The organism is Sinorhizobium sp. 6-70, assembly GCF_030124375.1.
Lineage (GTDB): Bacteria > Pseudomonadota > Alphaproteobacteria > Rhizobiales > Rhizobiaceae > Sinorhizobium.
In genome coordinates this window covers 1-24,392 of record NZ_JASKLS010000014.1, presented here as the reverse complement: position 1 = coordinate 24,392, position 24,392 = coordinate 1, and the positions used below count along the sequence as shown (strand labels likewise).

Here is a 24,392-nt window from a genome sequence, read left to right as displayed (position 1 = left end):
TTTCTTCCCAAACCGTGCCGGCAATTTTTTTACCATTTGGTATAAGTTTATCATCGATTTTCGGGCGCGAAAGCCCTCAATCGTGATCTCCTTATACTCTCACCGGATCGCTGGTGAGAGTCCAGCGTGAATATACACAGGCGTATCAGGCAATTGTCGCCGCAAAGCGGCGATGGACCGATTCTTCAGGTCGCGGCCGGCGGCCGCAACAGCCGCAAGGCGTTCATGGTCACCAGAACGGTCGCGCCGGTATCCGCCAGGATCGCCGGCCAGAGACCGGTGATGCCGGCGATGGTTGTGACGAGGAAGACGGCTTTGAGGCCCAGCGCCATGCCGATGTTCTGGTAAATATTGCGCATCGTCGCCCGCGAAAGCCTGACCATGGCGGCGATGTCGGAAACACGCGCATGCAATGAGGCGGCGTCTGCGGTTTCAAGGGCAACATCCGTTCCACCGCCCATGGCAATGCCGACATCGGCTGCCGCCAGCGCCGGCGCGTCATTGATACCGTCGCCGATCTTGGCAACCTGAAATCCCTCGGCTTTCAGCTGGCGAACGATGTTCTGTTTGTCCTCCGGCAGCAGGCCGGCATGGATCTCTATCCCGAAGGGGCGCCCGATCGCCTCCGCCGTGCGGCGGTTGTCGCCCGTCAGCATCACCACGCGGATGCCGGCGTCGCTCAGCGCTTTCACGCCCTTTGCTGCATCGGCGCGCGGCTCGTCGCGCATCGCCAGCGCCCCCGCTGCCCGGCCATCGGCGACCAGCACGGAAACGGTTTTTCCCTCATCGTGGAGGGTCGCGATCCGCTGCTTCTGAGCCGCGGAAAGTGGCACACGCGCGTCGGCTGCCTGCGGCGAGCCGAGGAAAAGCTCGACGCCGTCGACTGAACCCTCGATACCTTTGCCGCCGAGCGCCTTGGCGCGTGCGACCGGGGGAAGCTGCAGCCTGTCCGCATCGGCGCGGGTGCGGATCGCCAGCGCAAGCGGATGGCTGGAACCCTGTTCGAGCGCGGCCGCATATCGAAGGACATCGGCTTTTCCCGCATCGAAGCCGACGATATCGGTAACCTTCGGCTTGCCTTCGGTAAGCGTACCGGTCTTGTCGAAGGCGGCAGCGGTGATCCGGCCGATGTTTTCGAGAACGGCGCCGCCCTTCATCAACAGGCCGCGTCGCGCGCCCGCCGAGAGGCTCGCGGCGATCGCCGCCGGTGTGGAGATCACCAGCGCGCAGGGGCAACCAATCAGCAGGATCGCGAGCCCCTTGTAGATCCATTCGCCCCACTCCGCACCCCAGAGGAGCGGCGGCATCGACGCGACCAAGGCTGCGACGATGACGACGGCCGGCGTGTAGTAGCGGGAGAAGCGGTCGATGAAACGCTCCGTCGGCGCCTTCATCTCCTGCGCTTCCTCGACCAGACGGATGACGCGTGCAATGGTGTTGTCGGCAGAAGCGGCGGTGACGCGCACCCGCAGCGCACCGTCGCCATTGACCGTCCCCGCGAATACACTGCCGCCAGCTTCCTTGCGAACGGGCGTGCTTTCCCCGGTCACCGGCGCTTCGTCGACCATGCTTTCGCCGGAAACGATCGCGCCGTCGGCGGGGATTCTGTCGCCTGGCCGCACCAGGATCGTCGCCCCGACCGGCAGGCTCTCGGCCGGAACTTCGCTTGTTTTGCCGTCCATCTCGACAAGCGCCGACTTCGGCACAAGCGCCGTCAGCGACTGGATGCTCGCCCGCGCCTTGCTTGCCGCAACGCCCTCCAGAAGCTCGCCGATCAGGAAGAGGAAAACGACCATCGCCGCTTCCTCCGTGGCGCCGATGAAAACTGCCCCGGCGGCCGCAACGGTCATCAGCGTCTCGATCGAGAAGGGCGTGCCGGCAAGTGCTGCCATCAGCGCGCGCCTTGCGATCGGCACAAGGCCGACAAGCATGGCGAGCGTGAAAATCCAAGGCCCGGTCGCGGGCAGAAACTTGCCGGCACCATAGGCGACCGCGAGCGCGAGGCCGCACGCGACGACAAGCCGTCCCTTGGTGGTTCTCCACCAGGGGCCAGCGGCGGCAGATTCATGTTCATGGCCATGGCCGTCGGTGGGCTCAGGTCGCGCCTTGCCGGAATGCAGATGAGGCCGTTCGCCCGTCGACGGATGGTGGTCGTGGCCATGCGCATGATCGCAGCAGCCTTGGTCGCCAGCGCCGGACGCTCCGGCCGTCGTGCCGGCCAGCGGCAGGAGGCGGTAGCCGAGGCCGCCAACCTTGCGCACGATCGCCGGGCCGATTTCATGCCCATCCGCATGACGAACGGTCATCGTGCCTGCGCTCACCGAGACGCTAACGTCTTCCACACCATCCACGCGCCGAACGGCGGTATCGATCTTCGCGGCGCAGGACGCACAATCCATGCCGTCGACGCGATATCTGCTTTCCCGAACGTTGCCCGCCATTCCTTGCTCCTTGCGAAATCAAAAGCAGGCTACGACCTCTAGCGGCTAGAGGTACAAGAGCAAAAATGCACGTTCGCGTCTGCGGGTTGCGGAACGTGAGCAGTCCCCGAGTCTAACAGGGGACGGAAAACTGCTCAGCTTTCGCAATCCTGCTTTTAGGCTGATCCGCGGATCAGCCTTCGAGCTCCAGAAGAAAATAGGTCGTCGGTCCGTCGGGCGTGTCGTTCGAAAGACGGAACGAGACGGGGCCTTTACCGCTGTCGATCGCCGGGCGAAGGGTGCCATCGAGAGCGACGGGCGAGAGCTGCCATTTCCCCGCGGTTCTCGCAAGCGCGAGGTCGACTTCACCCTTCCGGATCAGGACCGGCAATCTGCCGAAATCCTCGATGACCTTTTCTTCGCTGTCACGAAAGACCATGCCGGTGTTCTGGGCATCGGTCGCAAAAATCAGCAGAAAACGCCGGCTGTCGGCAAGGGTCGCGGGCGTATCGAGCGCCGACAGCGCGACGAGCCCATTCCCGTCTGCCCGCTCTATTCGCAGGATACCGAGATCGATCGGCTCGCGCAGGGAGGAAAATGCGGCAGCTTCGGTCGAAGGGGTCGAGACGCGCAATTGTCCGATGGCGCGCTGGAGAACGATCTCTCCCGTGTCGCTTTCATAGAGCCCGCCTTCGACTTCTGTGGCATTGCCGGGCGGAAGGATACCGATGTCGCGGAACTCGGCGAGAATATCCGCAGTCGCCTGGGTTCGCGGTTGTGCGACGCCGATGTCGAGCCGCGAGGGATCCGCGCGCTTCAGCCCTATGCGGCCGACCAGGGCCAGGTCGGTCAATCGCTCCGGCTCGCGCGCCTGCATGTCGTCACCAAGATCCTCCTCGCCGCGAACCGCGAAGGGAATGGTGATCCCCGAGGTCGCCACGTCTCCCCGCCGGTAGACGAGTGCCGCAAGCGTTTCGCCCGCGCGGGCGACCGGATCGAGGGCAATCGCATAGGGAAGCATCGCCTTCTTGTGAGGATAGGGTTCGCCATAGGCGAGCGCGATCGGCCCATGGCCATGTCTGCAGAGCACATCCCAGCCTTGCAGCGCTGCGTAGGCCGGTATCACCAGCCCCGCTTCGTAGCGGTAGCGGTTCCAGAAAAGGTGATCGTATTCGCTGACGATGAAGGGCTTTCCGAGCCAGCGCGCGGCGGCGATCATCCGCATATAGTTGGCGCTGTCGGCGAGCGAGCTTGCCTGCAGGAGCGCGCTGCCCGGAGAATAGCCGCCGACCCAGTCGTGATAGGTATTCATCGTCACGGCGTCGAGGTCGCGCCTGCTCAAGCCCGTCTGCACCGTCGGCCAGTTGTTGTAGGTGCTGATCAGCCCCCGATATCCGAGGTCGCGCAGGGCCTTGCTCATCCGCGCGACCGATGATCGCTCGACGTCCACGATGAAGGCCTGAAGGTCGCGCATGCGGGGACTATCGGCGTAACGATCGGCGGGCAATTTCACGGAGGCTGCCTCGAGCCGTTCGTCATCCCCAAGATCGCCCCAGGCTTTCGCGAGCGTCTCGGTCGAGGTGTAGCGTTTCGCGAGCCAGTGGTTGAAGGGCGCGACCAGCGCCGGATCATAGGGCGGCTTGCCGGGGCGATCGTGCACGACGCCGTCGAACTCGATGCCGTTCTCGTTGGCAAGGATCACCAGCGCCAGAGCGTCGTCACGGATCGGCGCGATGCCGGTGTAGGGATTGACCCGTGCCAGGAATTTCTCCTGTAGCGTCTTCCAGTGAGCAAGAGCCTCCTCATCGACATGAAGCAGGAGCTTCAGATTGCCGTTGGCGTCCCAGCGATCATCGTAGCCACCGTAGGCGCCGCGCGGCGACGACAGGCCGTCCATGATCCAGTGGATGCCGTTGCGCTTGAGCGCGGCAAGCAGGTAGTGAATGCGATCGAGCGTCTCCGGATCGAAGTCGAAATCCTCCTGCCGGCCGAACATCAGGCTCGCATCGGTGAAGTGCAGCCGCGCGATGTTGTAGCCATGCAGCGCCAGTTGCCGGGCATAGCGGTCGGCGCCGTCATGATCCGGAAAGCCGCCGGAGGCCGGGCTCCAGGCGAGCGAGGCGCAGAGCATCCTGACCGGTTTTTCCGGCGCTTCGGCGAAGGCCAGTTGCCCCTTCGGGCCGGCAATCAGCCGGTGGCCCGCATCGATGGTGTCGTTCAGAAAGAAGGACGAGAAATCGAGCGGACTGCCCGCGCGCACCTCGAGCGAGATTTCCCGGACCGGCAGCCATTGGTCGGAGGCATGGGCGGAAAGACAACCGAAAAATACCGCCGCCGCGGCAAGCAGTGAGCGGCTGTTCATGCGGGTTTGCCGAGGATTCTGCTCTCGATCGGCGCGCCCGGTTTCAACCGCGACCGGAACAATCCGACGGGCAAGGCGGCAGCATGGAAGAACCAGGCAACGACCGTATAAAGGCCCATGCCGAGGCCGCGCTTCTTGAGGCTGACCATGAGGACAACAGCCGCAAACATGGCTGCGACCGCGGCAATCGCAGTGGCTTTGTCGGGCAGGAACAGGACCAGGCCGAGGGAGAGCGCCCACCAGAGATAGACGAAGGCCCACAGCTTCAGTTCCGGCAGTTCCCGCAGCACCTGAAGAAAATAGGGCTTGCCGAGGGAAGCGCGCAGCAATTCGCCGATGCCGTAAAGATATTTGCTCTCCCAGCGGCGGACGAGCAGCCGGTAGGAATTGACGGTGTGACCGAAGTGCTGGACGAAGCGACGGTCGAGACGATGGAGCGCCCATCCGGCGCTTCGCAGCCGCACACCGAGCTCGAACTCCTCGTAACCATGAAGATTCCGGTCCGAGAGGTAGCCGACGTCCTCAATGGCGGTGCGCCGATAGAGGCCGCCGCCATTCATGCGGTCGATCGGACCGATGCGGTTCTCAGGCGCGTTGCGTTTGACGCGCCGGGCGAATTCCAGGTTGGAAACGAGCTTCTCCTCCACGTGCCCTGTGACACCGCCAACCGAGGGATTTTCCGCGAGGAAGGCGATCGCCTCGTCGAGAAACCTCGCATCCAGCAGCATGTCGCCATCCATCAGGCAGACGAAGGCGTGGCGGGAATATTGGAAGCCGAGTTGCGGCCCGATGCCACAGCTCGGAAGTGCCGGCGGGACGATCTGCGCGATCGTGACCGGATATTGCGACGCGATCTCCACGGTCCGATCGGTCGATCCGCTGTCGGCAATGATGATTTCGCCCTCTTTGCCGGCCAGCGCCGCGACGACGCTTTCGATCGTCGCGGCGATCCGCTTCTCTTCATTCAAGGTCTTGATAATGACGGATATTGTCAAAAGAGCCCCCAGATGTCGGCAGGGTGTCATGACCGCCGAGGCGTACCCGCAGTTTTCTAACCGGGATAATTTGAGTTTTGGTTTATTCGCGGCAGCCGCCGAGCAATGAAGCACGCCGCCACGATGCCACACCCGCCGCCCGCGAGCTTGACCGCAAGATCTTCCCAGCGCGCGTGACGATCCATGGACAGCATTTGCAGCAATTCGAATCCGACCGCCGTTCCAAGCACGATTGCAATGACGAACCACAAACGTCCAGGATAGGCGATCATGAACAGGAGGCCGAGGAGTCCGAAAGCGCCGAACCTTTCGACATGCACCCATGTGCCGATATGGGGGCGCATGCCGATCGGAGACAGCGTCGAATAGGCGATCACGCCGAACAGCAGCCATGCGAGCAGCGATGCGATGCGTCTGAGGTTCATGCTTCAATCCAAATCGTCGTGACCTGTATCCTCGGATCGGCATCGGCCCGAGGATAAACGTGCATCATGTACCGCAGCGCCGCGGGAGGACCCGGCTTATTTCGACAGGAGTTCCCCGTATACCGCAAGCGTCTTTGCGGCGACGCCCGCCCAGCTATAGGTCAGCTCCGCATGCCTGATCTTCGAAAGGACCTGCTCCTCGCTCGGAGGGTTGGCAATCTTGCTGCCGATCGCGGTCGCGAGCGCGTCGATATCGCCCAACGGAAAATAGTCGTCGGAAGGAAGGTCCAACTCGCGATTGGCGACGATGTCGCTCGCCAGCACTGGCAGGCCATGGGCCATTGCCTCGAGGAGCGCAATCGGCATGCCCTCGTGGCTGGAAGGCAGTACGAAGAGGGCCGCGTTGGCGAAGAGTTCAGCCAGCCGGTCGCCGGTCTGAAAGCCCGCCAGAACGACGCCGGTGACATTTGCGGCCATTGCCCGCACCTGTTGAACGTAGGGCGTCTCGAATTCCCCGTCGCCAGCGAGCACAAGCTTGAATTCGGCGTTGCCCAGCTTTGCGAAGGCCTGGATCAGGTCCGTCTGGCGTTTTTCCGGGACCAGCCGGGCGGCAAGGAGAATGTATCGGCGCGGCTCCAGTGCGAACTCGTTGAGGATGCCGGTGTCGCCGCGGAAGGGCGAAACAGCCACCCCGTTCGGGACAAAGGTTACGGCTGCCCTGTGGCGCTCGCCCATGGCGTGAACGATCTCTTTCGAAATCGCGATGCGGCCGTGAGACAGGCGCATACCCATGAACTCCCCGAGACGCAGCATGCCCTTGGCGAAGCCACCCCATTTCTGCCGGTCGTAGTCGTAGCCATGGTGCGTGACCACCACCTTCATGCCGAGAAGCCTGGCCACGGGAACAAGGAGTGCCGGTCCAATGGCATGGATATGAAGGATATCTGGCCGGCGCAGAGCCGCGAAACAGACGCCCACGAACGTGTGCACGAACGCTTCCAACGCCATCAGTCGCGGCGCCCAGAGCGGAAAGACACGAATACCGTTCCAGGAGAACGAAGACGGCTTCTGAAGGTAGTGGCGGCGTCCGATGACGTCGGCGTCCCAGCCATGCTCCACGAGCTTACCCGCGAGCATCTCGACATGCTTCTCGACACCGCCCTGGACGTTCGGGATGCCGCGCAAGCCGAGCATTACCACGCGCCGCCGGTCACGCCGGCCGGCCGCGGGCCGGGGAATGCTTGCGAGTTCCTCCGAAAGACCGGCGGGCATGCTGTGCACGCGCGGCAACTGCACCATCCGGTTTCTCGACACTTCGGACTTTCTGCTCATGGTTGTCAGCCCCAGGGAATTCCCTCGACGGCTTATGCACCGCAAGCACCTACGGGCTCCGTAAGAAATTCCTTAAACTTCGAGGGAAATGCGCGAAAATCAAACGCTTGCGCAGCATGGGGCGGACGCTGTTGCAGCCAACGCCACTTGTGGAACCTGGCTCAGCTTCTTAGATCATTTCACTGTTTCATTGAGACAGTGAAATGATCTAACTCTTTGAAACTACGCAATTCCGGACGGAAAACCGTTACACACTTTTCCTGGAATTGCACTAGGCCACGCCAAGCGCTGCGTAGAGGTCGAGCGTCCTGGCGCGATAGGCCGCGGCGGAGAACTCGCTGGCGATCCAGGCCCGACCCGCAGCACCCATTTGCGCGCGAACGGCAGGGGCAAGAGCGGCCGTGGCGTTCAAGGCGCTGGCGAGATCTTCGACATTGCCGGATGCCGCCAGCAGGCCGGTCTCGCCTTCCTTCACCATCTCCGGAATGCCGCCGATCGCCGCGCCGACAACCGGGCGTCGGAGCGCATAGGTCTCGAGAATGCTGACGGGAGCGTTCTCGTACCATTCGGAGGGAAGCACGAGCGCCAGGGACTGGCCTATCAGGCGATGCAGATCCTGCCCTGAAAGATAGCCGGCGAAACTCACATCCGCGCCGAGTTCCGCCGCGAGCTGCCGAAGGGCTGCTTCCTCAGGTCCGGTACCGGCGATGATCAGCCGCCGTTTCGAAAGGGCGACGGCTCGAATCAGCGTCGCAAGCCCCTTTTCCGGAGCAAGCCGGCCGGCAAAGACGAAATAGTTCCCCTCCTGCCAGTCGTCGCGATACTGCTCGACATCGACGAAGTTCGGGATGTGGACCATCCTTTCACGCGGCCAGTTCCATTCGGCGAGCTTTTCCAGGTAGAACCGGCTGGGCACCACGAGGCGATCCACCTTGTCGCGGTATAGACCGAGCAGGCGATGCAGCACGGTTTCGGCGAGCACAACGGTGCTGAGCGATACGGAGTCCTTGACGCAACGATGGCGCAGGACGTTGTAGATCCGTCCGCCGCTGCAATCCTCGCAGACCTTTCCGTCGCGGAGCATCTTGTAGGATGGACAGGCGAGCTTCAGATCGTGAACGGTCATCACCACCGGAATGCCGGCGGACTTCAGCGTCGAGAAGATTGCCGGCGACAGATGGTGATAGACATTGTGGGCGTGGGCGACCGACGGCCGCACTCGCTCGATGAGCCGGGCGATATTGCGCTGCGCCTCAAGCGAATAGATGACGCTCGCGGCCTGAGAGACCTTTCGCAGCAAGCCCGTCTGCCGGCCGTATTCGATCTCCGATACGAAATAGTCCGACCAGGGCGAGGCTTCGTTGCGATCGTGCTGCATGGCGAATGGCACCACATCCCAGCCGATCTCTGCGAACATGGTCATGTGGTCGAAAAAGACAGTCTCCGCGCCACCGCGGCGGTAGAAGTAGTTGTTGATCGCCAGCAACCTCTTCCCGGTATCTGCAAAGCCCGCCACGCGCGCACCTCACCAGTTGATGCGGTCGAGCACGTGGTCGACCGGAAGCACCTCACATCCCTTGTCGACCGCGTAGCGGACCAGATGATCGAAGGTTTCCGGGGTGCAGCCATAGGGCGTCGGAGATGGCGCTATGTCATGAGTGAAGAAGACGAGCCAGCCGGGACGCTCGACGACGTCGTCTATCCAGCGCGTCAGCGTGCGCGAATACTGCTCGGGCTGGCGGATCTCGACGGCCTTGAGCATCAACGGATCCACCAGTCCGCGATTGATGGCCTCGCCGCCCGCCCGGCAGGTGCGATAACGCCTGCGAAGCTCCGAACGCGCCAAAGGCCAGGCGGCATTGTATGGAAAAGCGAAATTTGCCGGGGCGCTAGCTATGCCGACGCCTTCGAGATAGGCCGCATTGCGGTCGAGATCCCGGCCAAGGGCGGCACCGGACGTGTCCCGCATCCTGCGATGAGCGAAAGTGTGGCAGCCGATTTCATGCCCGCGAGCCAATAGCTCGCCACAACCGGCCGGGGAAATCAGTGTTCGATCCGCTTCCACCTGACCGGCAAGCCCGCCGGCGATGTAGAAGGTGCCGCGCGCTCCGTGTCGCTCGAGAATGGCTGCCCCGTGGTCGAGCGCACTGTCGGGAACGTCGTCGAAGGTGAAGGAGACGAGCGGCACGGCCGTTTCCAGCCTGCGCCGTCGCCGGCCAAAGCGCCAGATCAGCCGGTTTGCCAATCGATCGACCAGCCCGTCGATCCTCCGTGCGATCTCAGGCATGCGCCATCGTGCTCCTTTTCACCGGTTGCCGATCGACCTTCAACACCGCGGAGGACTGGAGATGCAGACCATAGAGCGCGAACATGAACGTGAACCAAATGAGGTTTCCGCCCTCGAAGAACAGCGTCTCGAGGCCGGCATGGAAGATCGTGTAAAGCCAGATGCGGATGAACAGCCGCGTAAGATGTGAATGCTCGCGCTCCGGAGCGATCCGGGAGATGTCGCGGAGCGGCAGCAGAATGACCCAGACCAAGGTCAGGATCAGCCCGGGAAATCCGGTCATCAATGCGACGTCCAGATAGGAGTTGTGCCCGTTGGCCGCGGCGACGGCCCACGTCTCCACCGATCCGCCGCTGTAGACCAGTTCTTCCGTCTGCCAGAACGCCCTGAAGCCATAGCCAAGCAACGGTTGCTCCGCCAGCGCCGAGAAGGCGAAACGCCAGATATCGGCGCGGTTTGTAAATGTCGCGTCGATGCCGAGCCGGCTAATGAATTCGCCGAGCGGTATAAAGACTGCGGAACCGACGGCGAAGAGATTGAAAAGCCCGACACCGCCAACGGCGATCGGGACGCGCAGGAAACGCGCATGCTCGAAAAGCCACGCGAGGATCAATATCCCGGGAAGCATCGCCGTCGAGGTCTTTCCACCGGTGTGGACGAGAAAGACACAAGACAGCGCAACGATCGCGATGCCGGCGAGGCGCGACCAGGTATTCATGACGAAGAAACCGAAGAAGGCGCCAAGCACCATCGCGGCGGCGGCGCTGTTCTTGTGCGGAAAGTGGCCTCGCCACAATCCGGCGTTCATCGGTTCACGCAGTTCCGAGGCCTGGTGGATGGCAAGCGACGGCTTGAAAAGGATGCCGTAATAGGCAACCGCCAGCATGACGAGCGTGCCTATCCCGAGCATCTTGGCGAAATGCCGTTCCGAGTCCGGCATCAACAGATAGATACTGGCATTCACCGCCATCATCACGCTGAGAACCACGCCCTTGATGCCGAGGAGCGGATGCGCGGAAATGGCCGAGACGAGAAGAAACCACGTGAACAGGACGGCCAAAAGCAGGCGCGGCTGCAGGATGATATTCCGCATCGGATGAAGCACGCCGTAACAAAGCGTCCCGGCGAAGAGAGCCAGGGATACAATCTGATTCAACCGACTGGAATTGCCGGCTGAGGGATCCAGGATCGCCTCACCCGTCAGATCGACAAAGGGGTCGATCGAGATCCACAGGAAAAGAAACATCGCCATGAACAGAAAGGTTCCGGCGACCGCCATCGGGGTCTGCGTGGACCGGTCCTCGCCGTAGGCGGCACTGCTCATGGCTGCGGCTCCCTTATCCGGCCGCCGGCCGCGGGCCGCGAATATATTTCCACAGGCCAAGGGCCAGCGCGGCGGCCACGCCGATGAAGAGCCCCGCTACGCCGCCGGCAACCAGGAGGATGAACGTGCGAGGCGGCCAGGTTCGGGAATTCGGCGGCATCGCGCGCGAGATGACGCGGACATTGGTCGCGTCGATCTGCTGGCGCTCGGTGATCTGCTGGGCGCGAGCGAGGTGCGTTTCATAGATCGTCGCCTTTGCGCGCGCGTCGCGCTCCAGGTCGCGCAGTTGCACCTGGGCCTCGTTGTCGGTGAATACATTCGATTTCTCGGCGCGTGCCTTGTCGCGCAGCGCACCGAGCGCGGATTTCTCCCTGTCGAAATCTGCCTTCGCGCGCTCCAGGATGCGCCGGGCTTCCTCGTCCATGGCCGCCTCCAGCGTCGTCCGTTCGGAGCGCGTCGAAACGAGGCGCGGGTGCCTTTCGCCGTAGATCAGCCGCATCGAGCCGATCTGCTGCTGCAGCGCATTATACTGCTGCCGCAGGTTCGTCATGTTGGCGGATTCGAATACCGAAGCGCTCGCCGTCTGCTTCTCGGCGATCGCTGCACTCATCTGCTTGTAACGGGTCTCTGCCTGGATGAAGCCCTGCTGCGCGGCCAGGACCTGGGTGTTGAGCTCACTGGAAAGCTGGTTGCTGACGAGCTCGCCGTTGCTTGACTGCAATCCACTTGCACGGCGGAAGTCCTCGACCTTCTTCTCGGCCTCGGTCACGTTGCGGCGCAGTTCATCAAGACGGGCGTTCAGGTTCTGGGCGACACGGCCGGCGCTTTCCGCGGCCGATTGGAAAAGTTCTGTTTCAAAGGCATCGACGATCGCATCCGACAGGGCGACGGCCTTCTCCGGTTCTTCGCTCCAGACTTTCATGACGACGACGAAGGAGCGCTCCTCCCGCCGCGCCTCGACCCGCTCCGTCAAAGCGCGCAGTGCCGCCAGGTGCTTGTCGGCGGCTTCCTCCTGATCCGACAGGAGCAAGTTCTTCAGAAAATCCAGGGGGGACGGTTTGACGAACTCGACGTCCTTCGTCAGCTGCAGCTTGTCGATGACGCGCGCCAAGACGTTGCGCGACGTGAGAATCCTGAGCTTGCTTTCGACCTCCAGCAGTTGCGCGTCTCGCTGGGGGTTGCTGGTGAATACGTCATCGCTGACAACGTTGAGATTGGACGGATCGACGACGATGTCGGTATAGACGGTGTATCGCGGCGACGCCATCAGCGCATAGCCAAGAGCAGCGGCGACGCAAAGAACGACGGCAATGGCGATCCAGCGCATCCCGTCGCGCAGCCACAGGACCACATCATCGATGCCGATCTCGCCGATGAGCTGAAGACGAGGGAGCCATTCACCAACGGTCGGCTGTACCGGTTCCCGGGCCGTCGAGACCGCTGGGGCCGGCGGAGGCGGCGGAAAACTCACGGTCCGGAACGAAGTCCTGCGGTCTTCGGGCCCGCTGTCTTCGGGAAGGATCGCGTCCTCCTCCTCCGGAGTGGGCACGAGATCAAGCAGCGAGCCCTCGCCGGAGCGAAGCCGCCGATAGCGTGTTTGCAGGCGTAATCCTTGTTCCTCGGGCTCGCTCCGCCGATACATCCGTCTTTCCCCACGCATGCCCCAGCAAAGAGCGTTTTGCGTACCCGCATCCATTGTTAAGAACTAGGCTGGCACGGTGAATATTCCGTTAAGTGCCACCGGCAGTTGGTAACCTTTCGCCGGCTCCAGAGAGCCCGGGCTGAGTGCGGTCGGAAAACCGCCAACACCTTCCTCACTTAAGCCTTAGAAATCCGTAAGCAGCCTGCTCCAGCTCTCCGACGCTAGGCCGCCGATATAGATGTCATTGCGCAATGCCGCTTCCATGAGGTCGGCGTGGCGCGTGACCATGCAGAAATACCCCCGGTGGCGGAAGGACAGCCATCGCTGGCGCGATATGGCATTCATCAGGAAGGGCTGCGCCATGCCGACGGCGACGGCATAACCGTCGCGATCAAGCGAGGCGAACATTTCGGCGGTGACGTCGAATTCGCGTCCCTCCTCGCAAAGCACGTTCAGCACATTGGCGATCCCGTTCTTTTTGCCGAAAAAGAGAAATGCACCAACGGTCCGTCCGCCTTCACACATCACCTTCCGGCATTGCAGCGCCCCGAGGCTCCTGTTCGACGAGGCAACGCCGACGAGCCAATCGAATTCGGATTTCGACCAGGTGGGGCGAACCGAAAAGCGCTCAAGCATCGGTCCCGCGCAGCGGCGGAACTCCTCCAGACTTGCCGGCCTCGTCTCAAATCCCGGCACCGGAGCGGGTTTCGTCGACGGCCTCCGCCAACGCAGCGCGTTATCCGCCAATGAAAGCGCGCCGATGACGCCACGCGACCGCAGCAGGGGAACGCGCCGGCTCGCAAGGACGGCACCCGCGACGAAAGGCCGAAACGAGCGTCGCCATTCGAGGCTCTGGATGGGCAGGACGGCACCCCCGCCCGCAACCCAGTGGTCGGCGCTCACCGGGGACGAACTGTCCGAAAAACACATATCCTGGCGCGCGGCACGCATCATGCGGGCAAGACGCGCCGCACCCGCTGCCCCAGCCTTGCCGTCCGCCATGAATGCGCAGAGAAGCCGGGCGATAGTCGGGCGGCCGTGAACCGTGAATTCGATGGGAACCGAAAGGATCGCACTGTCGATCTCACCCGCGCCATTCTCGTGGACGACGCTCCCGCACGCTGGCGTGTAATGGGGGCTGCCGAAGAAGACGGTTTCCAGGTACCGTCCGAGTTCGTCTCCGGGCTCACAGTTGGTATTGCGGAAAATCTTGTGGAACAGCTTGCCGATCGTGGGGACGTCGCGGCTCTCCATGGCCCTTATGCCGGCCGGTTGGCACCGGTCGGTTTCGCCGGCCGGCGCCGATTGAGCGTCCCGAAAGTCAGCCTTCATGCACGATCCTTGCGGCAAGTTCCGGCCGACTGGCCTGCGCCCTGTCACGCCGAACGAAATGCAGGAACACGCTCCATGTGGCGACAACCATTGCAATCTCGATCGCATAGAACGAAACGAATGTACCAACGGGCGGCGCATACCAGCTCGCCCACGCGGCGAGCGCAGCCCCCGCGATGCTGCCAAGCCCCATCACCGTTGCGCGGCCGGCGTGGTAACCCGAGGCGCCGAGCGCTTCCACCGCCACCGACCAGATGGCCATAGGTACGATGACCCAGCAAAGGTTCCTGACAAATGCGACGAGAGAAATGTAATCCGTGCCGAACAAATAGGGCAGGATCGGCGCCAGCACGAAAACCACCACGGCCGCCGCAACGCTGATGCCGGTGGAGGCGATCAGCACCTTTCGCACCCGCTCCAGCGCGTGATGCAGCCCAGCCGCCGAAATCCTTGCCGAACCGGGATAGATGAGGCGATGCAGCGCCTCGACGGACAGATAGCTGCTCTCCAGCATCCGGCGCGCAACGCTGTAGCTCGAAACGATCTCGGCGGTCGCGACGAGACTGAGGACCAGCAGGTCGGCGTTCTGGCGCACCGCGCGCAGGATGAACGGAATGCTGAAATAGAGGCCTTGCGGCAGTTCCTCACGCACGATGCAATAGCGTGGCCTGCCCAGCCCCCTGATCGCCCACATACAACCCAAAGCCACCAGAACGTGGCATATGAACTGCCAGATGGCCCAGGACGCGACCGTGGCAACGCCGAAAGCAATGCAGGCGAGCGCTGCCGCGGCTGTCCGTGCGAGGGCGAAACCGACCACGGCGATGTTCGCCGAAGCGAAGTCGGAGTGGGCGAGAAAGATCTGCTCCACCAGCACGATGATGCGAACCAGTACGACATTGGTGACGAGCATCAGCGTGATCACCGCGAAGTTCGTCAACGGATCGGCGGAAAGCGTGAGAAAGAATGGCAGGACGGCTGATCCGATCAGAACCAGCGCCACGCCGCTTGCAGCCGTCAGAATGATGTTGTGGCCAAGCATCTGCGGATAGATGGCGCGATCACGCGCGACCCGGCGCACGAGGCATTCCATGGCGCCGAGCCCGCACAAGTGAACGGCAATGTTGGCGACCGCGGTCACCGCAACGAAGACGCTGAATTCATCGACACCGAGCCAGCGGGCGAGAATCGCGAAGGTCAGAAGCTGCGCCGCAGACCCAATGACGAGACTGCCGCCAGAGGCGATGTAGGACACGAGCATCGGCAGAAATGGCTTGTACCTGCCCGGTTCCGTTGCACATTCCGAAGCCATTGCGATCTGCCTTTGACGACGAGCTGACGTTGCGCGCGGCACTCGGGCGGACGCGTGGTCCGCACGGTCACCGGCATCGATCGCCGCGGACACTACCACGCAGAAATGATTGCGCGGTTAACGTACTCGCATCAATTGCATTTCAGCTTCCGTTTACCTGGATGCGATAGGGTCCGCGCGATCTGATTTTCCATCCCCAAACCGAAGGAGCGTTCGTGCAGCAGGGCCACGATCATTTACGCGGCAATCGGGCAGGCGGCCCCTCGGTTCGCCTTGTCCGGTTCATGGACGTCGAGCTCGAATTGGCGCCGGACGTCCTGGTGCCAAGGGAGGAGACCGAGCTCCTCGGGCGCCGCGCCGCGGCCATCCTCCGCGATCACGCCGGGCAAGCGACGGTCATCGACATGTGCTGCGGCTCAGGCAACCTAGCGCTCGGCATCGCGGCCGATATCCCTTCCGCGCGCGTCTGGGGCGCCGATCTGACGGACAGCACGGTGGCGCTTGCGCGCCGCAACGTCGAGCGTCTCGCCCTTCAAGAACGCGTGGCCATCCGGCAAGGCGATCTTTTTGCGGCGCTCGAGGGCGAGGGTTTGGAAGGCACGGTCGACTTGATCGTCTGCAATCCGCCTTACATCTCGACAGCGCGTCTCGAAACCGACAGCGCCCACCTTCTGGCAACCGAACCGCGCGAAGCCTTCGACGGCGGCCCATATGGCATATCGATCCATCAACGCCTGGTGCGCGACGCCATTGTCTTTCTGAAGCCGGGCGGCTGGCTGCTGTTCGAGTTCGGAGAAGGGCAGGAACGGCAGGCGGCCGCGCTTCTCGCCCGGGCCAAGGCCTATGACGCCGTGACATTTGCCACGGATGCAACCGGCAAGCCACGTGTGGCCTTGGTGCAGAAACGCGCGAACGAAAGCCCAGCTGGCGAAGGACGCGCAAGATGAGCGATATCCGTCCTCTGGAAGCGGCGGACATGCCGGCCGTTGCCGGGCTGTTCCAGAGAGTATTTCGCAACGGGAAAACCACGCCGCCCACCTTCATCGACTATCTCCGCCAGCTCTATCTCGAATCGCCCGGATGCGATCCGGAGATTTCCCCGCTCGTCTACGTCAACGGCGGCGGGCGCATTTCCGGCTTTGTCGGCGTGAATGCCCTGCCGATGACCTTCAATGGCAGGCGATTGCGCGCCGCGATCTGCGGATCGCTGATGGTCGAGGGGTACGAGAGCGATCCGCTTGCCGGCGCACGACTTCTCAAGGCTTTTCTCGCCGGCCCGCAGGATCTTTCCTTCAGCGAGACCGCGAGCGAAGTTTCCACGCAGATGTGGACGAAGCTCCGCGGCATCGCGCTTCCGCAATACAGTCTCGAATGGATACGGGTCATCCGGCCCTCGGCTTTTGCGCTCGATCTCGTTGCCGGCCGCATCCGCCCGGCCCGCCTGCTAAGCCCGCTGGCGCGCTCGGTCGATCACCTTTATCGCAACAGGATGGACCGCGGCAGATTGCGCTGGTCGGGACTGGCGGAAAGCCCGCCCGCCCGCGGGGCATTGCAGGTCTCGGACATCGACCGCCACGCCTTTGCCGCTCTCTTCGAACGGCTGACGGCGCAGTTCGCGTTGCGCCCTGACTGGGCGCCGGGTCAACTCGATCACGTGCTGGCGGATGCAGTCGAGAAGCCGGAGTTTGGCGAGCCGGTCTTCGCTGCCGTCACCGCGCGCGGCGGCATGCCGGTCGGTGCGTTTTTCTATCACGTACGTCCCGGCGCCATCGCCCGGGTGCTCCAGGTTCTTGCCGCGCCGGGGCAAGCCGGTCCCGTCATCGACTGCCTCATCGACCATGCCGCCGCCCGCGGTATTGCCGGCCTGCGTGGACGGACACAGCCTGCCCTGCTGGAGGCGATGCTCGGTCGGCGCATTGCATTCGTTCACGCAGCCTCGACCGTCGTCCACTCCCGCGACGAAGAACTCGTTTCAGCCTTCCGCAATGCGCAAGGCTTCATGAACGGGCTCGCAGGTGAACAATGGAACCGTGTGTTCGGTGGTCGCTTTGACTAAGACACGCTGAACAGAACACTGGCCCCTATTCCGGTCAGTGACCGATCTCCTCGACCGGCTGGACGAGCTGCGGCCCCAGGTGCAGGTAGCGTGTCGCCTTGCGCTTGGCCGCAATATCCGCCCAGACACGCTCCACCTGGATCGTCGTCAGTTGCGCCGCGTAGGCGACCTCCTCGGCACTGATGCCGTTGTTGAGGCCATAGAGGCAGAGGTCCATGCGGTCGTAGGGTAGCGAGAAGTAGAATTCCTCCTGGGTCTGCGCGAGCGAATAGGTATCCGTCGTCGGCGGCCTGCGGCGGATTTCCTCGGGCACGTCGAGATGCGCGGCAAGCGCATAGACCTGCGATTTATAGAGATGCGCGATCGGCTTGACGTCGGCTGCGCCGTCGCCGTTCTTGACGAAGAAGCCCTGGTCGTATTCGAGCCGGTTCGGGGTTCCGAGAACGGCGAAGTTCAACCGGTCGGCGTGGTAATATTCGAGCTGCTTGCGCGAGCGCTGCTTCATGTTCGTCGCCGCAACGATGCCGAGATAGGCGGAGGGCGGCATGCGCAACCTTGTCTGTTTTCCCTCCGGATCCTGCACGACCAGCGAGGAGATGTTGTAGCCATCGCCTTCGAGTGCATTGGCGATGACGACCTTCGATGCCCAGCCCGCGCCATAGCCGGGGACAAGCTCTCGGATGAAGGCATCGCGGCGTTCGTAGCAGCCCATCGCCGCGAGCGTGGGTCCGATGTCCTCGACGACCGCCTCGACGCCGAAGGTTTCCGCCACCAACCGGCCGAGGCGGAGGCTCTCCGGATCGGAGTCGTTTTCCGGCATGAACAGGCAGAAAACGTTCTTCGCGCCGACGGCGCGCACGGCGAGTGCCACCGAGACACTGGAATCGATGCCGCCGGAAAGGCCGAGCACGAGGCCGCGTTTGCGCATGCCGCGCAGTTGCGCGCGCAACCCCGCGACGATGCGATCCGTCTCCGCGGCCGCGTCGATCTTCAAGCTGTCGGCCGAGAAGACAAATTTATCCTGATCCGGACGGATGTTCATTCAGCGGGCTCCAATGTTTCGGCCGCCAGCCTGCGGCTGACCTTACCTGTATCTGTCTTCGGGAGTTCGGTGCGGAATTCGACGATCTTCGGCACCATGAAATCCTCGAGATGGCGGGCGCAATGCCGAATGACGTCCTTCTCGGTGAGGGTCGGATCCGAAAGAACGACAAGCGCGCCGATCGCCGCCCCAAGCACCGGATCAGGAACACCTATCACGACCGCTTCCGCAATTCCCGGATGGGCATGCAGCACGGTCTCGACTTCCTTCGGCGCCACCTTTTCGCCGCGCGTCTTGATGATGTCGTCCTTGCGGCCGACGAAATAGAGGAAGCCTTCCTCGTCGGTGCGGAAGAGATCTCCCGTATAAAGCACTCTCTCCCAGCGATTCGGGCCGGGCCGCAGCATCCGCTCGGTCGCCGCATCGTTGCGCCAATATCCCTGCATCACATGCGGGCCCCGGATCACCAGCTCGCCGGGAACGCCAGGCGGCACCCGGTTTCCCTCATCGTCGACGACGAAGGCTTCCGTGTTGGGAATGGCGATGCCGACGGATCCGGGCCGGCGGTCCAGTTCTTCGGGCGGCAGATAGGTGCAGCGCTTGCATTCCGTCAGGCCGTACATGGAATAGAGCCGCGCAGACGGGAAGAGTTCCCTCAAACGCGCGATATGGGCCGGCGGCAGCGCCGCGGCGGTGTTGGAGATGTAGCGAAGGCTGGCCAGGAAGCCGGGCTCGAGATCGCGCATCTGCAGGATCATCGCCGCCATGGTCGGCACCAGCGGAAAGCCGGTCACGCCTTCGGTGCGAATCCGCTCGAAGATCGCCTGCGGGAAGGCGAAGGATTTTTCGAGGACGAGCGTGGCCTCAAGCCGGACAGCCATCAACAGCTGGTAGAGGCCGTAGTCAAACGCGAGCGGCAGGACGTTGAGGATGATGTCGTCCGGCGTGTTGCGGAGATAGGTGGTGATCGATTCCGAAGCCGCATCGATGTTTCGATGCGTCATCATCACCCCCTTCGGCCGGCCGGTCGACCCGGAGGTGTAGATCAGCATGGCGAGATCGACATCGATGCCGCCGTGGGGAACAGGCAGGGGGTCCGCCGCCAGGCAACCCTCGAACGCGACGGCACCATCCGGCGTCCGGCCTCCCGGCGCCGCCGTCGAAGCGACGAAGGGGCGCGCGCCGGGCAGAAGGTCGCGTGCCTCCGCGACGATCGGCATCAGCTTGGCCTGGGTGAGGATCGCCGCCGCGTCGCAATCGCCGATGATATAGGCGAGCTTGTCGGCCTTGGTCGACGCGTTGATCGGGCTGAAGGTCGCACCGGACTTGAGGATCGCGAAGATCGAAACCGCGGCCTCCCAGCAATTGTCCATGAAGACCAGAACCCGATCGTTCCGCTTCACGCCGTTTGCAGTAAGCGCGGCGGCGAGGCGGGTCGAGAGATCATCGAGCTCCTGATAGCTGAGCCGTTTGCGCTCGGTGACGAGCGCCGTCTTGCCGCCGTTCGCTCCGGCGTTCCTGATGAGAAATTGCTCGAACCGCATGTGCGTGACGCCCCCGCCTTTTGCTGTCTATGCCGAGACCGGCACGGCGGACTTTGCTGCGATGAATGCAGAGATGCGTGCAAGCGAGTCGAGATTTGCCGGCACGATATCGGCGTCGGCCATGGCGATGCCGAAACGGTCCTCGATGAAAGCGACGAGCTCCAGCACGCCGGTCGAATCGATGATGTCGTTCTCGATCAGCGACGCCGTATCGGCGAGTTCATAGGACGTGTCACCGAAGAGAAAATTCTCGATGATGAACGCCTTGACGCTGTCCTTGATCGTTTCTGTCATGTCTCATCCTTTCCATTCTTGCTTCAGGCAGCCTCCGCCGTGCGGACGCTCGTGCCGGTGAATGTCTGCAGCCACAGTTGCGTCGACAGGATGCCGACGAAGGCTGCGTTGTCGCGGAAGCCGGAGGCCGGGCGTGCCCGGCACTTCTCGTAAAGTTTCGTCACCGCCTTTGCGTTGAAGAGGCCGCCGGCGGCAATCGCCTCTTCGCCCATCGCGGTGCGCACGTAGTCGAGTTCGCCCCGACCGCTGAAGGAATGGCTGTCCGGCGCGCGATAGGGCTGCTTGGTCCGCTTGCCGATCGAAGCGGGCAGGAGATCCTTTGTCGCCTCGCGCAGAATGTGTTTTTCCACCAGACCGTTGAGCTTCATTTCCGGCGGCAGTCCCGCGGCGAATTCGACGAGACGATGATCGAGGAAGGGGAAGCGGCCTTCGACCCCATGGGCCATCGCCATGCGGTCTCCCTGGCTCGAAAGGATGTAGCCCGGCAGAAGAAAGCGGCTTTCGAGATATTGCGCCTGGTGCAGCGGATGCCAGCGGCCAAAGGCGTCGGGCAGGCGGCTGATGAGCTCATCGGCCGCGTCGTAATCCGCCAGCCGGGCGCGCAGGTCGCCCGAGAAGAACATCTTCGTCGCCGCAGTCCCCTTGAGCCGCGGGCGATGCGAGAAGAGCGGGTCGTCAAGCGGGTCGTTCCCGGCGCCGAAAAATGCCGCGAGATATTCGGCCGACTGCTGCTTGAGGCCGGGCAGATAGGGGTAGAGCTTGCGGAACAGGTGCGGTCTCATGCGCGAGCCGGGTTGCCGACCGCAGAAGCGGCGCACGCGCGCTTCCTTGAAGATGTCGTAGCCTGCGAAAACTTCGTCCGCCCCCTCGCCTGTCAGCACAACTTTCAAGCCGCAATCGCGCACCAGACCGGAGAGTTGGTACAAGGGGGCCGGCGCAGTTCGAAGCACCGGCCGTTCGGCATAGCGGATCACCTCCGGGAAAACCTTCGCGATATCGCCGGCTTGGCAGGCGACAGCCTTGTGATCGGTGCCGAGAGTCGCGGCCATTTCGTTCTGGAAGGCGCTCTCATCGTGTTCGGCGCTGTCGAAGGTCACGGAAAAGGTTCGAAGCCCTTGCGGGGCCATGCCGGCGGCGAGCGCCGAAACGATGGATGAATCGAGGCCGCCGGACAGATAGGAGCCGACCGGCACGTCGGCCCGCATGCGGATGCGCGTCGCGTCGGTCAGAAGCGCGCGCAGTTCCTCTACAGCCTGGCCTTCGTTGGCATGCCGGGACGGTGCGTCGCGGTCCGGAAATTCCAGATTCCAATAGGTCCGTGCCGTCGCGCCCCGCTCATCGGCAATCATCAGGCTTGCCGGTTCGAGTTCAAAGATGTCCTTGAACGGCGTGCGCGGCGCGATCGGCGCCCAGAGCGTAAAAGTCTGATCGAGCGCGATCGGGTCGATCTCAGCCGAAAGACCGGGAACCTGAAGGAGCGCCTTGACCTCGGAGGCGAAATAGAGCGTCCCCGCCCGCATTGCATAAAACAGAGGGCGGACACCCATGCGATCGCGCGCCAACAGCATCCGCCGGCGCCGATTGTCCCATAGTGCGAAGGCAAAATCGCCGTTGAGGCGGGACACGCAATCCTCGCCCATCTCATCGTACAGATGGAGGATGACCTCCGTGTCGCTGGATGTACGGAAACGGCGGCCCTTGGCGCGAAGCTCGTCGCGCAGTTCGACATAATTGAAGATCTCGCCGTTGAAGGCGATCGTCAGCTCGCCGGTGGCATCGGACATCGGCTGCTGGCCATCCCCCAGCCCGACGATCGACAACCTGACATGACCAAGACCCGCTTGCGGCGCGGTGAAAACGCCTTGCTCGTCCGGTCCGCGATGGGCAATCGCGGCCGTCATCTTCTGAAGAAGAGCCTTTCCATCCGGAACAGAACCGAAATAGCCACCAAAACCGCACATGACGAGATACTCTGACGTCCGCAGACAACGCGGAAAATATAGATGAGATATCGACAGCAAGAGTTAACTGCCGAGTGTTTTCATGGAGATGGTAAATCAATCAGAACAATCTCAAGGAAGCAAAAAACAATACAAGCGCAGATCAATATTCCTTTATTAAAATTTTAAACAATTCCCCAGCCCGGAATTGTTATGATTTCTTCGATAGCCTGCGTCATATTTCATCTGTTTCTGCAAGAACTTATAGTGTCGTTAATGATCCTTTAACAAGTGCGCCGAGGCCGGCGCCTGGATTACATGGATTTGTGGTTAACGCTGATCCGCGTGATCCATGCCAAGATCGATGTGTAACCGCCAGACGGCGTTGCTTTGCGGCGCTGAGAAGCGTTGGGGCGTCCGTCGTGCGTCCGTTCGAACGCAAAAGCGTGCGCGGTTTTCCGCCCGCATCCCACTCTCACATGCGACGCGCTTCAGAAGCCGAAGGATTGTTGCACCGCCGGCGGCACGCCGACATGAACGCCCTCCAGTTCGAGCATGCGCGTCTTTGCCGATGCACCGCCCGGCGCCGAGAAACCGCCGATCTTGCCGCCGGCGGCAAGGACGCGGTGGCAGGGAATGATCAGCGGGATCGGATTCTTCGCCATGGCTTGGCCGACGTCCCGCGCCGCTTCCGGTCCGGCGCCGAGTGCCTTCGCCAACGCTCCGTAGGTGGTCGTCTGCCCCCAGCGGACTCGCCGCGCAGCGGCATAAACTTGCCTGAAAAACGCTTCCTGCCCTGCGAGATCAAGCCTGAAGCCGGAGAAATCGATTTCCTGGCCCTCGAAGTAACGCTTCGCGGCCGCGACCGCTTCGATCACCTCGGGCGTAGGCGTACCGGATTCGGCATCGGGAATACGGCGCAGCAGCATTCGCTCGGTCGCGCCGGCATCTTTTGTCGGCAGTTGGAAGCGCGTTATGCCGTTATCGTTCCAGGCGATGCCGCAGAAACCGCCAGCCGTTTCGAAGATGATGTAATGCCCTGTCCGTCCCATCACGCGGGCCTCCACGTTTCCGATGACATAAGAATCGTGCGTCCGGTCTCCGACTTCAACCCGTTTTCGGCGCAAAGAAGGGGATGTGAGGTACGAAAGAGGCAATCAGCACACGCCACTGCGGGGCGAATGAGCATGGGGTTTTGGGCTCGCAGCACAACAAACGACACGGCATCCTGTCAGCGTCTTGGTCAGGACACTGACAGGTCCGCATCAAATCTGCCTGCACGATCAGCTGGCAAGCGCGCCCGATTTCTTCGCGACCCAGGTGGCAACATAGTCCATCAGGGCTGGCGACAGGCAGTCATAGGGCTCCAGCCCGAGCTCCCTCAGGCGAGCGCGGATGCCGTCCATGCGGCTGGGATCGACTCCCGATTCGATGATCGAGGAGACGAAGGCGGCAAAGCCCGGAGGCGCCCAGCCCGACTCCTGGAACCGCTCGGGGTGGATGAAGTCCAGCCCCTGGAAGGCATGTTCCCGCTCCACCGGTCCATACATATGAACGCCGCATTGCTTGCAGGCGTGCCGCTGGATCAGCGCGGAGGGATCGACCACTTGCAGCTTGTCGCCGTTCTCGAGCACGCTGACCTTGTCATGCGGCACAACGGCGACGATGGAGAAATTGCTGCCGCTTGGCTTCCAGCACTTGGTGCAGCCGCAAGCGTGGTTGTGGGCGATCTGGCCCTCGATCCTGACCTTGACCGGCCTGTCCGTGCAGGCACAAACAAGTGTACCTCCGGCAAAATCCGGGCTGGCGGGTCTGATGCCGCCATCCACCGCCGGATGAATGCTGATTGAACTTGCCATTGCTTGTCCTCCCTGTTGTGTCGAAGCCCGGTCCGTCTCGGATGCGGTGGCGCTTCGGCCTGCTGTGTGCGTCCTTTGCGCGTCTGATAAGACGCGCGGCGCTGTAGTTCGAAAACCCGGCGGATATGCTCAGTAGATCACGACGCTCCTGATGCTTTCGCCGGAATGCATCAGCTCAAAACCCTTGTTGATGTCGTCGAGCGGCAGCGTGTGGGTGATCATCGGG

Annotated in this window: 19 protein-coding genes; 2 read left to right on the top strand and 17 right to left on the bottom strand. The window is 62.6% G+C overall.

What is annotated here, in order from left to right:
* Positions 1-185: 185 nt before the first annotated feature.
* The 11 genes from QN222_RS23345 to QN222_RS23295 all read right to left on the bottom strand — a co-directional run bounded on the left by QN222_RS23345 (position 186) and on the right by QN222_RS23295 (position 15,431).
* The gene (locus tag QN222_RS23345; RefSeq protein WP_283960970.1) at positions 186-2,441 is read right to left on the bottom strand and encodes a heavy metal translocating P-type ATPase; all 2,256 of its coding nucleotides are present in this window, start codon (positions 2,439-2,441) and stop codon (positions 186-188) included.
* Between the two features lie 172 nt (positions 2,442-2,613).
* On the bottom strand, positions 2,614-4,782 hold the full coding sequence (locus tag QN222_RS23340; RefSeq protein WP_283960969.1) for a glycoside hydrolase: 2,169 nt from the start codon (positions 4,780-4,782) through the stop codon (positions 2,614-2,616).
* The gene (locus tag QN222_RS23335; RefSeq protein ID WP_283960968.1) at positions 4,779-5,777 is read right to left on the bottom strand and encodes a glycosyltransferase; all 999 of its coding nucleotides are present in this window, start codon (positions 5,775-5,777) and stop codon (positions 4,779-4,781) included. The genes QN222_RS23340 and QN222_RS23335 overlap by 4 nt, the downstream gene beginning before the upstream one ends.
* Positions 5,778-5,833: 56 nt before the next feature.
* On the bottom strand, positions 5,834-6,202 hold the full coding sequence (locus tag QN222_RS23330; protein ID WP_283960967.1) for a VanZ family protein: 369 nt from the start codon (positions 6,200-6,202) through the stop codon (positions 5,834-5,836).
* A 96-nt stretch (positions 6,203-6,298) separates the two neighbouring features.
* On the bottom strand, positions 6,299-7,474 hold the full coding sequence (locus QN222_RS23325; RefSeq protein WP_283961040.1) for a glycosyltransferase family 4 protein: 1,176 nt from the start codon (positions 7,472-7,474) through the stop codon (positions 6,299-6,301).
* A gap of 331 nt (positions 7,475-7,805) precedes the next feature.
* A complete protein-coding gene (locus QN222_RS23320) occupies positions 7,806-9,050 on the bottom strand; it encodes a glycosyltransferase family 4 protein (protein WP_283960966.1) in 1,245 nt (414 codons plus the stop codon).
* A 9-nt stretch (positions 9,051-9,059) separates the two neighbouring features.
* The gene (locus QN222_RS23315; RefSeq protein WP_283960965.1) at positions 9,060-9,821 is read right to left on the bottom strand and encodes a polysaccharide deacetylase family protein; all 762 of its coding nucleotides are present in this window, start codon (positions 9,819-9,821) and stop codon (positions 9,060-9,062) included.
* A complete protein-coding gene (locus QN222_RS23310) occupies positions 9,814-11,145 on the bottom strand; it encodes an O-antigen ligase (protein ID WP_283960964.1) in 1,332 nt (443 codons plus the stop codon). The genes QN222_RS23315 and QN222_RS23310 overlap by 8 nt, the downstream gene beginning before the upstream one ends.
* A gap of 13 nt (positions 11,146-11,158) precedes the next feature.
* Positions 11,159-12,787, bottom strand: coding sequence for a GumC family protein (locus QN222_RS23305; protein ID WP_283960963.1), 1,629 nt, complete (start codon positions 12,785-12,787; stop codon positions 11,159-11,161).
* Between the two features lie 183 nt (positions 12,788-12,970).
* Positions 12,971-14,119 (bottom strand): GNAT family N-acetyltransferase, encoded by a 1,149-nt coding sequence (locus QN222_RS23300; protein ID WP_283960962.1) that lies wholly within the window; start codon positions 14,117-14,119, stop codon positions 12,971-12,973.
* Positions 14,109-15,431 (bottom strand): lipopolysaccharide biosynthesis protein, encoded by a 1,323-nt coding sequence (locus tag QN222_RS23295; RefSeq protein ID WP_283960961.1) that lies wholly within the window; start codon positions 15,429-15,431, stop codon positions 14,109-14,111. Before QN222_RS23295 ends, QN222_RS23300 begins: the two co-directional genes overlap by 11 nt.
* A gap of 215 nt (positions 15,432-15,646) precedes the next feature.
* Between QN222_RS23295 and QN222_RS23290 the strand changes: the two genes are divergently transcribed.
* Together QN222_RS23290 and QN222_RS23285 are read left to right on the top strand one after the other, a co-directional pair.
* On the top strand, positions 15,647-16,378 hold the full coding sequence (locus QN222_RS23290) for a class I SAM-dependent methyltransferase (RefSeq protein ID WP_283960960.1): 732 nt from the start codon (positions 15,647-15,649) through the stop codon (positions 16,376-16,378).
* Positions 16,375-17,487 (top strand): hypothetical protein, encoded by a 1,113-nt coding sequence (locus tag QN222_RS23285; RefSeq protein ID WP_283960959.1) that lies wholly within the window; start codon positions 16,375-16,377, stop codon positions 17,485-17,487. The genes QN222_RS23290 and QN222_RS23285 overlap by 4 nt, the downstream gene beginning before the upstream one ends.
* Positions 17,488-17,521: 34 nt before the next feature.
* Here QN222_RS23285 and nadE read toward each other — a convergent pair whose 3' ends face one another.
* The 6 genes from nadE to gfa all read right to left on the bottom strand — a co-directional run bounded on the left by nadE (position 17,522) and on the right by gfa (position 24,166).
* A complete protein-coding gene (gene nadE, locus QN222_RS23280) occupies positions 17,522-18,529 on the bottom strand; it encodes an NAD(+) synthase (protein ID WP_283960958.1) in 1,008 nt (335 codons plus the stop codon).
* Positions 18,526-20,073: a class I adenylate-forming enzyme family protein gene (locus QN222_RS23275; protein WP_283960957.1), complete on the bottom strand. Its 1,548-nt coding sequence runs from the start codon at positions 20,071-20,073 to the stop codon at positions 18,526-18,528. Before QN222_RS23275 ends, nadE begins: the two co-directional genes overlap by 4 nt.
* Positions 20,074-20,100: 27 nt before the next feature.
* Entirely contained in the window at positions 20,101-20,367 is a 267-nt protein-coding gene (locus tag QN222_RS23270) for an acyl carrier protein (protein WP_180939668.1), read from the bottom strand.
* A 23-nt stretch (positions 20,368-20,390) separates the two neighbouring features.
* The gene (gene asnB / locus QN222_RS23265; RefSeq protein WP_283960956.1) at positions 20,391-22,328 is read right to left on the bottom strand and encodes an asparagine synthase (glutamine-hydrolyzing); all 1,938 of its coding nucleotides are present in this window, start codon (positions 22,326-22,328) and stop codon (positions 20,391-20,393) included.
* A gap of 470 nt (positions 22,329-22,798) precedes the next feature.
* A complete protein-coding gene (locus QN222_RS23260; protein WP_283961039.1) occupies positions 22,799-23,359 on the bottom strand; it encodes a methylated-DNA--[protein]-cysteine S-methyltransferase in 561 nt (186 codons plus the stop codon).
* Positions 23,360-23,590: 231 nt separating this feature from the next.
* Positions 23,591-24,166: an S-(hydroxymethyl)glutathione synthase gene (gene gfa / locus QN222_RS23255; protein WP_283960955.1), complete on the bottom strand. Its 576-nt coding sequence runs from the start codon at positions 24,164-24,166 to the stop codon at positions 23,591-23,593.
* Positions 24,167-24,392 lie beyond the last annotated feature (226 nt).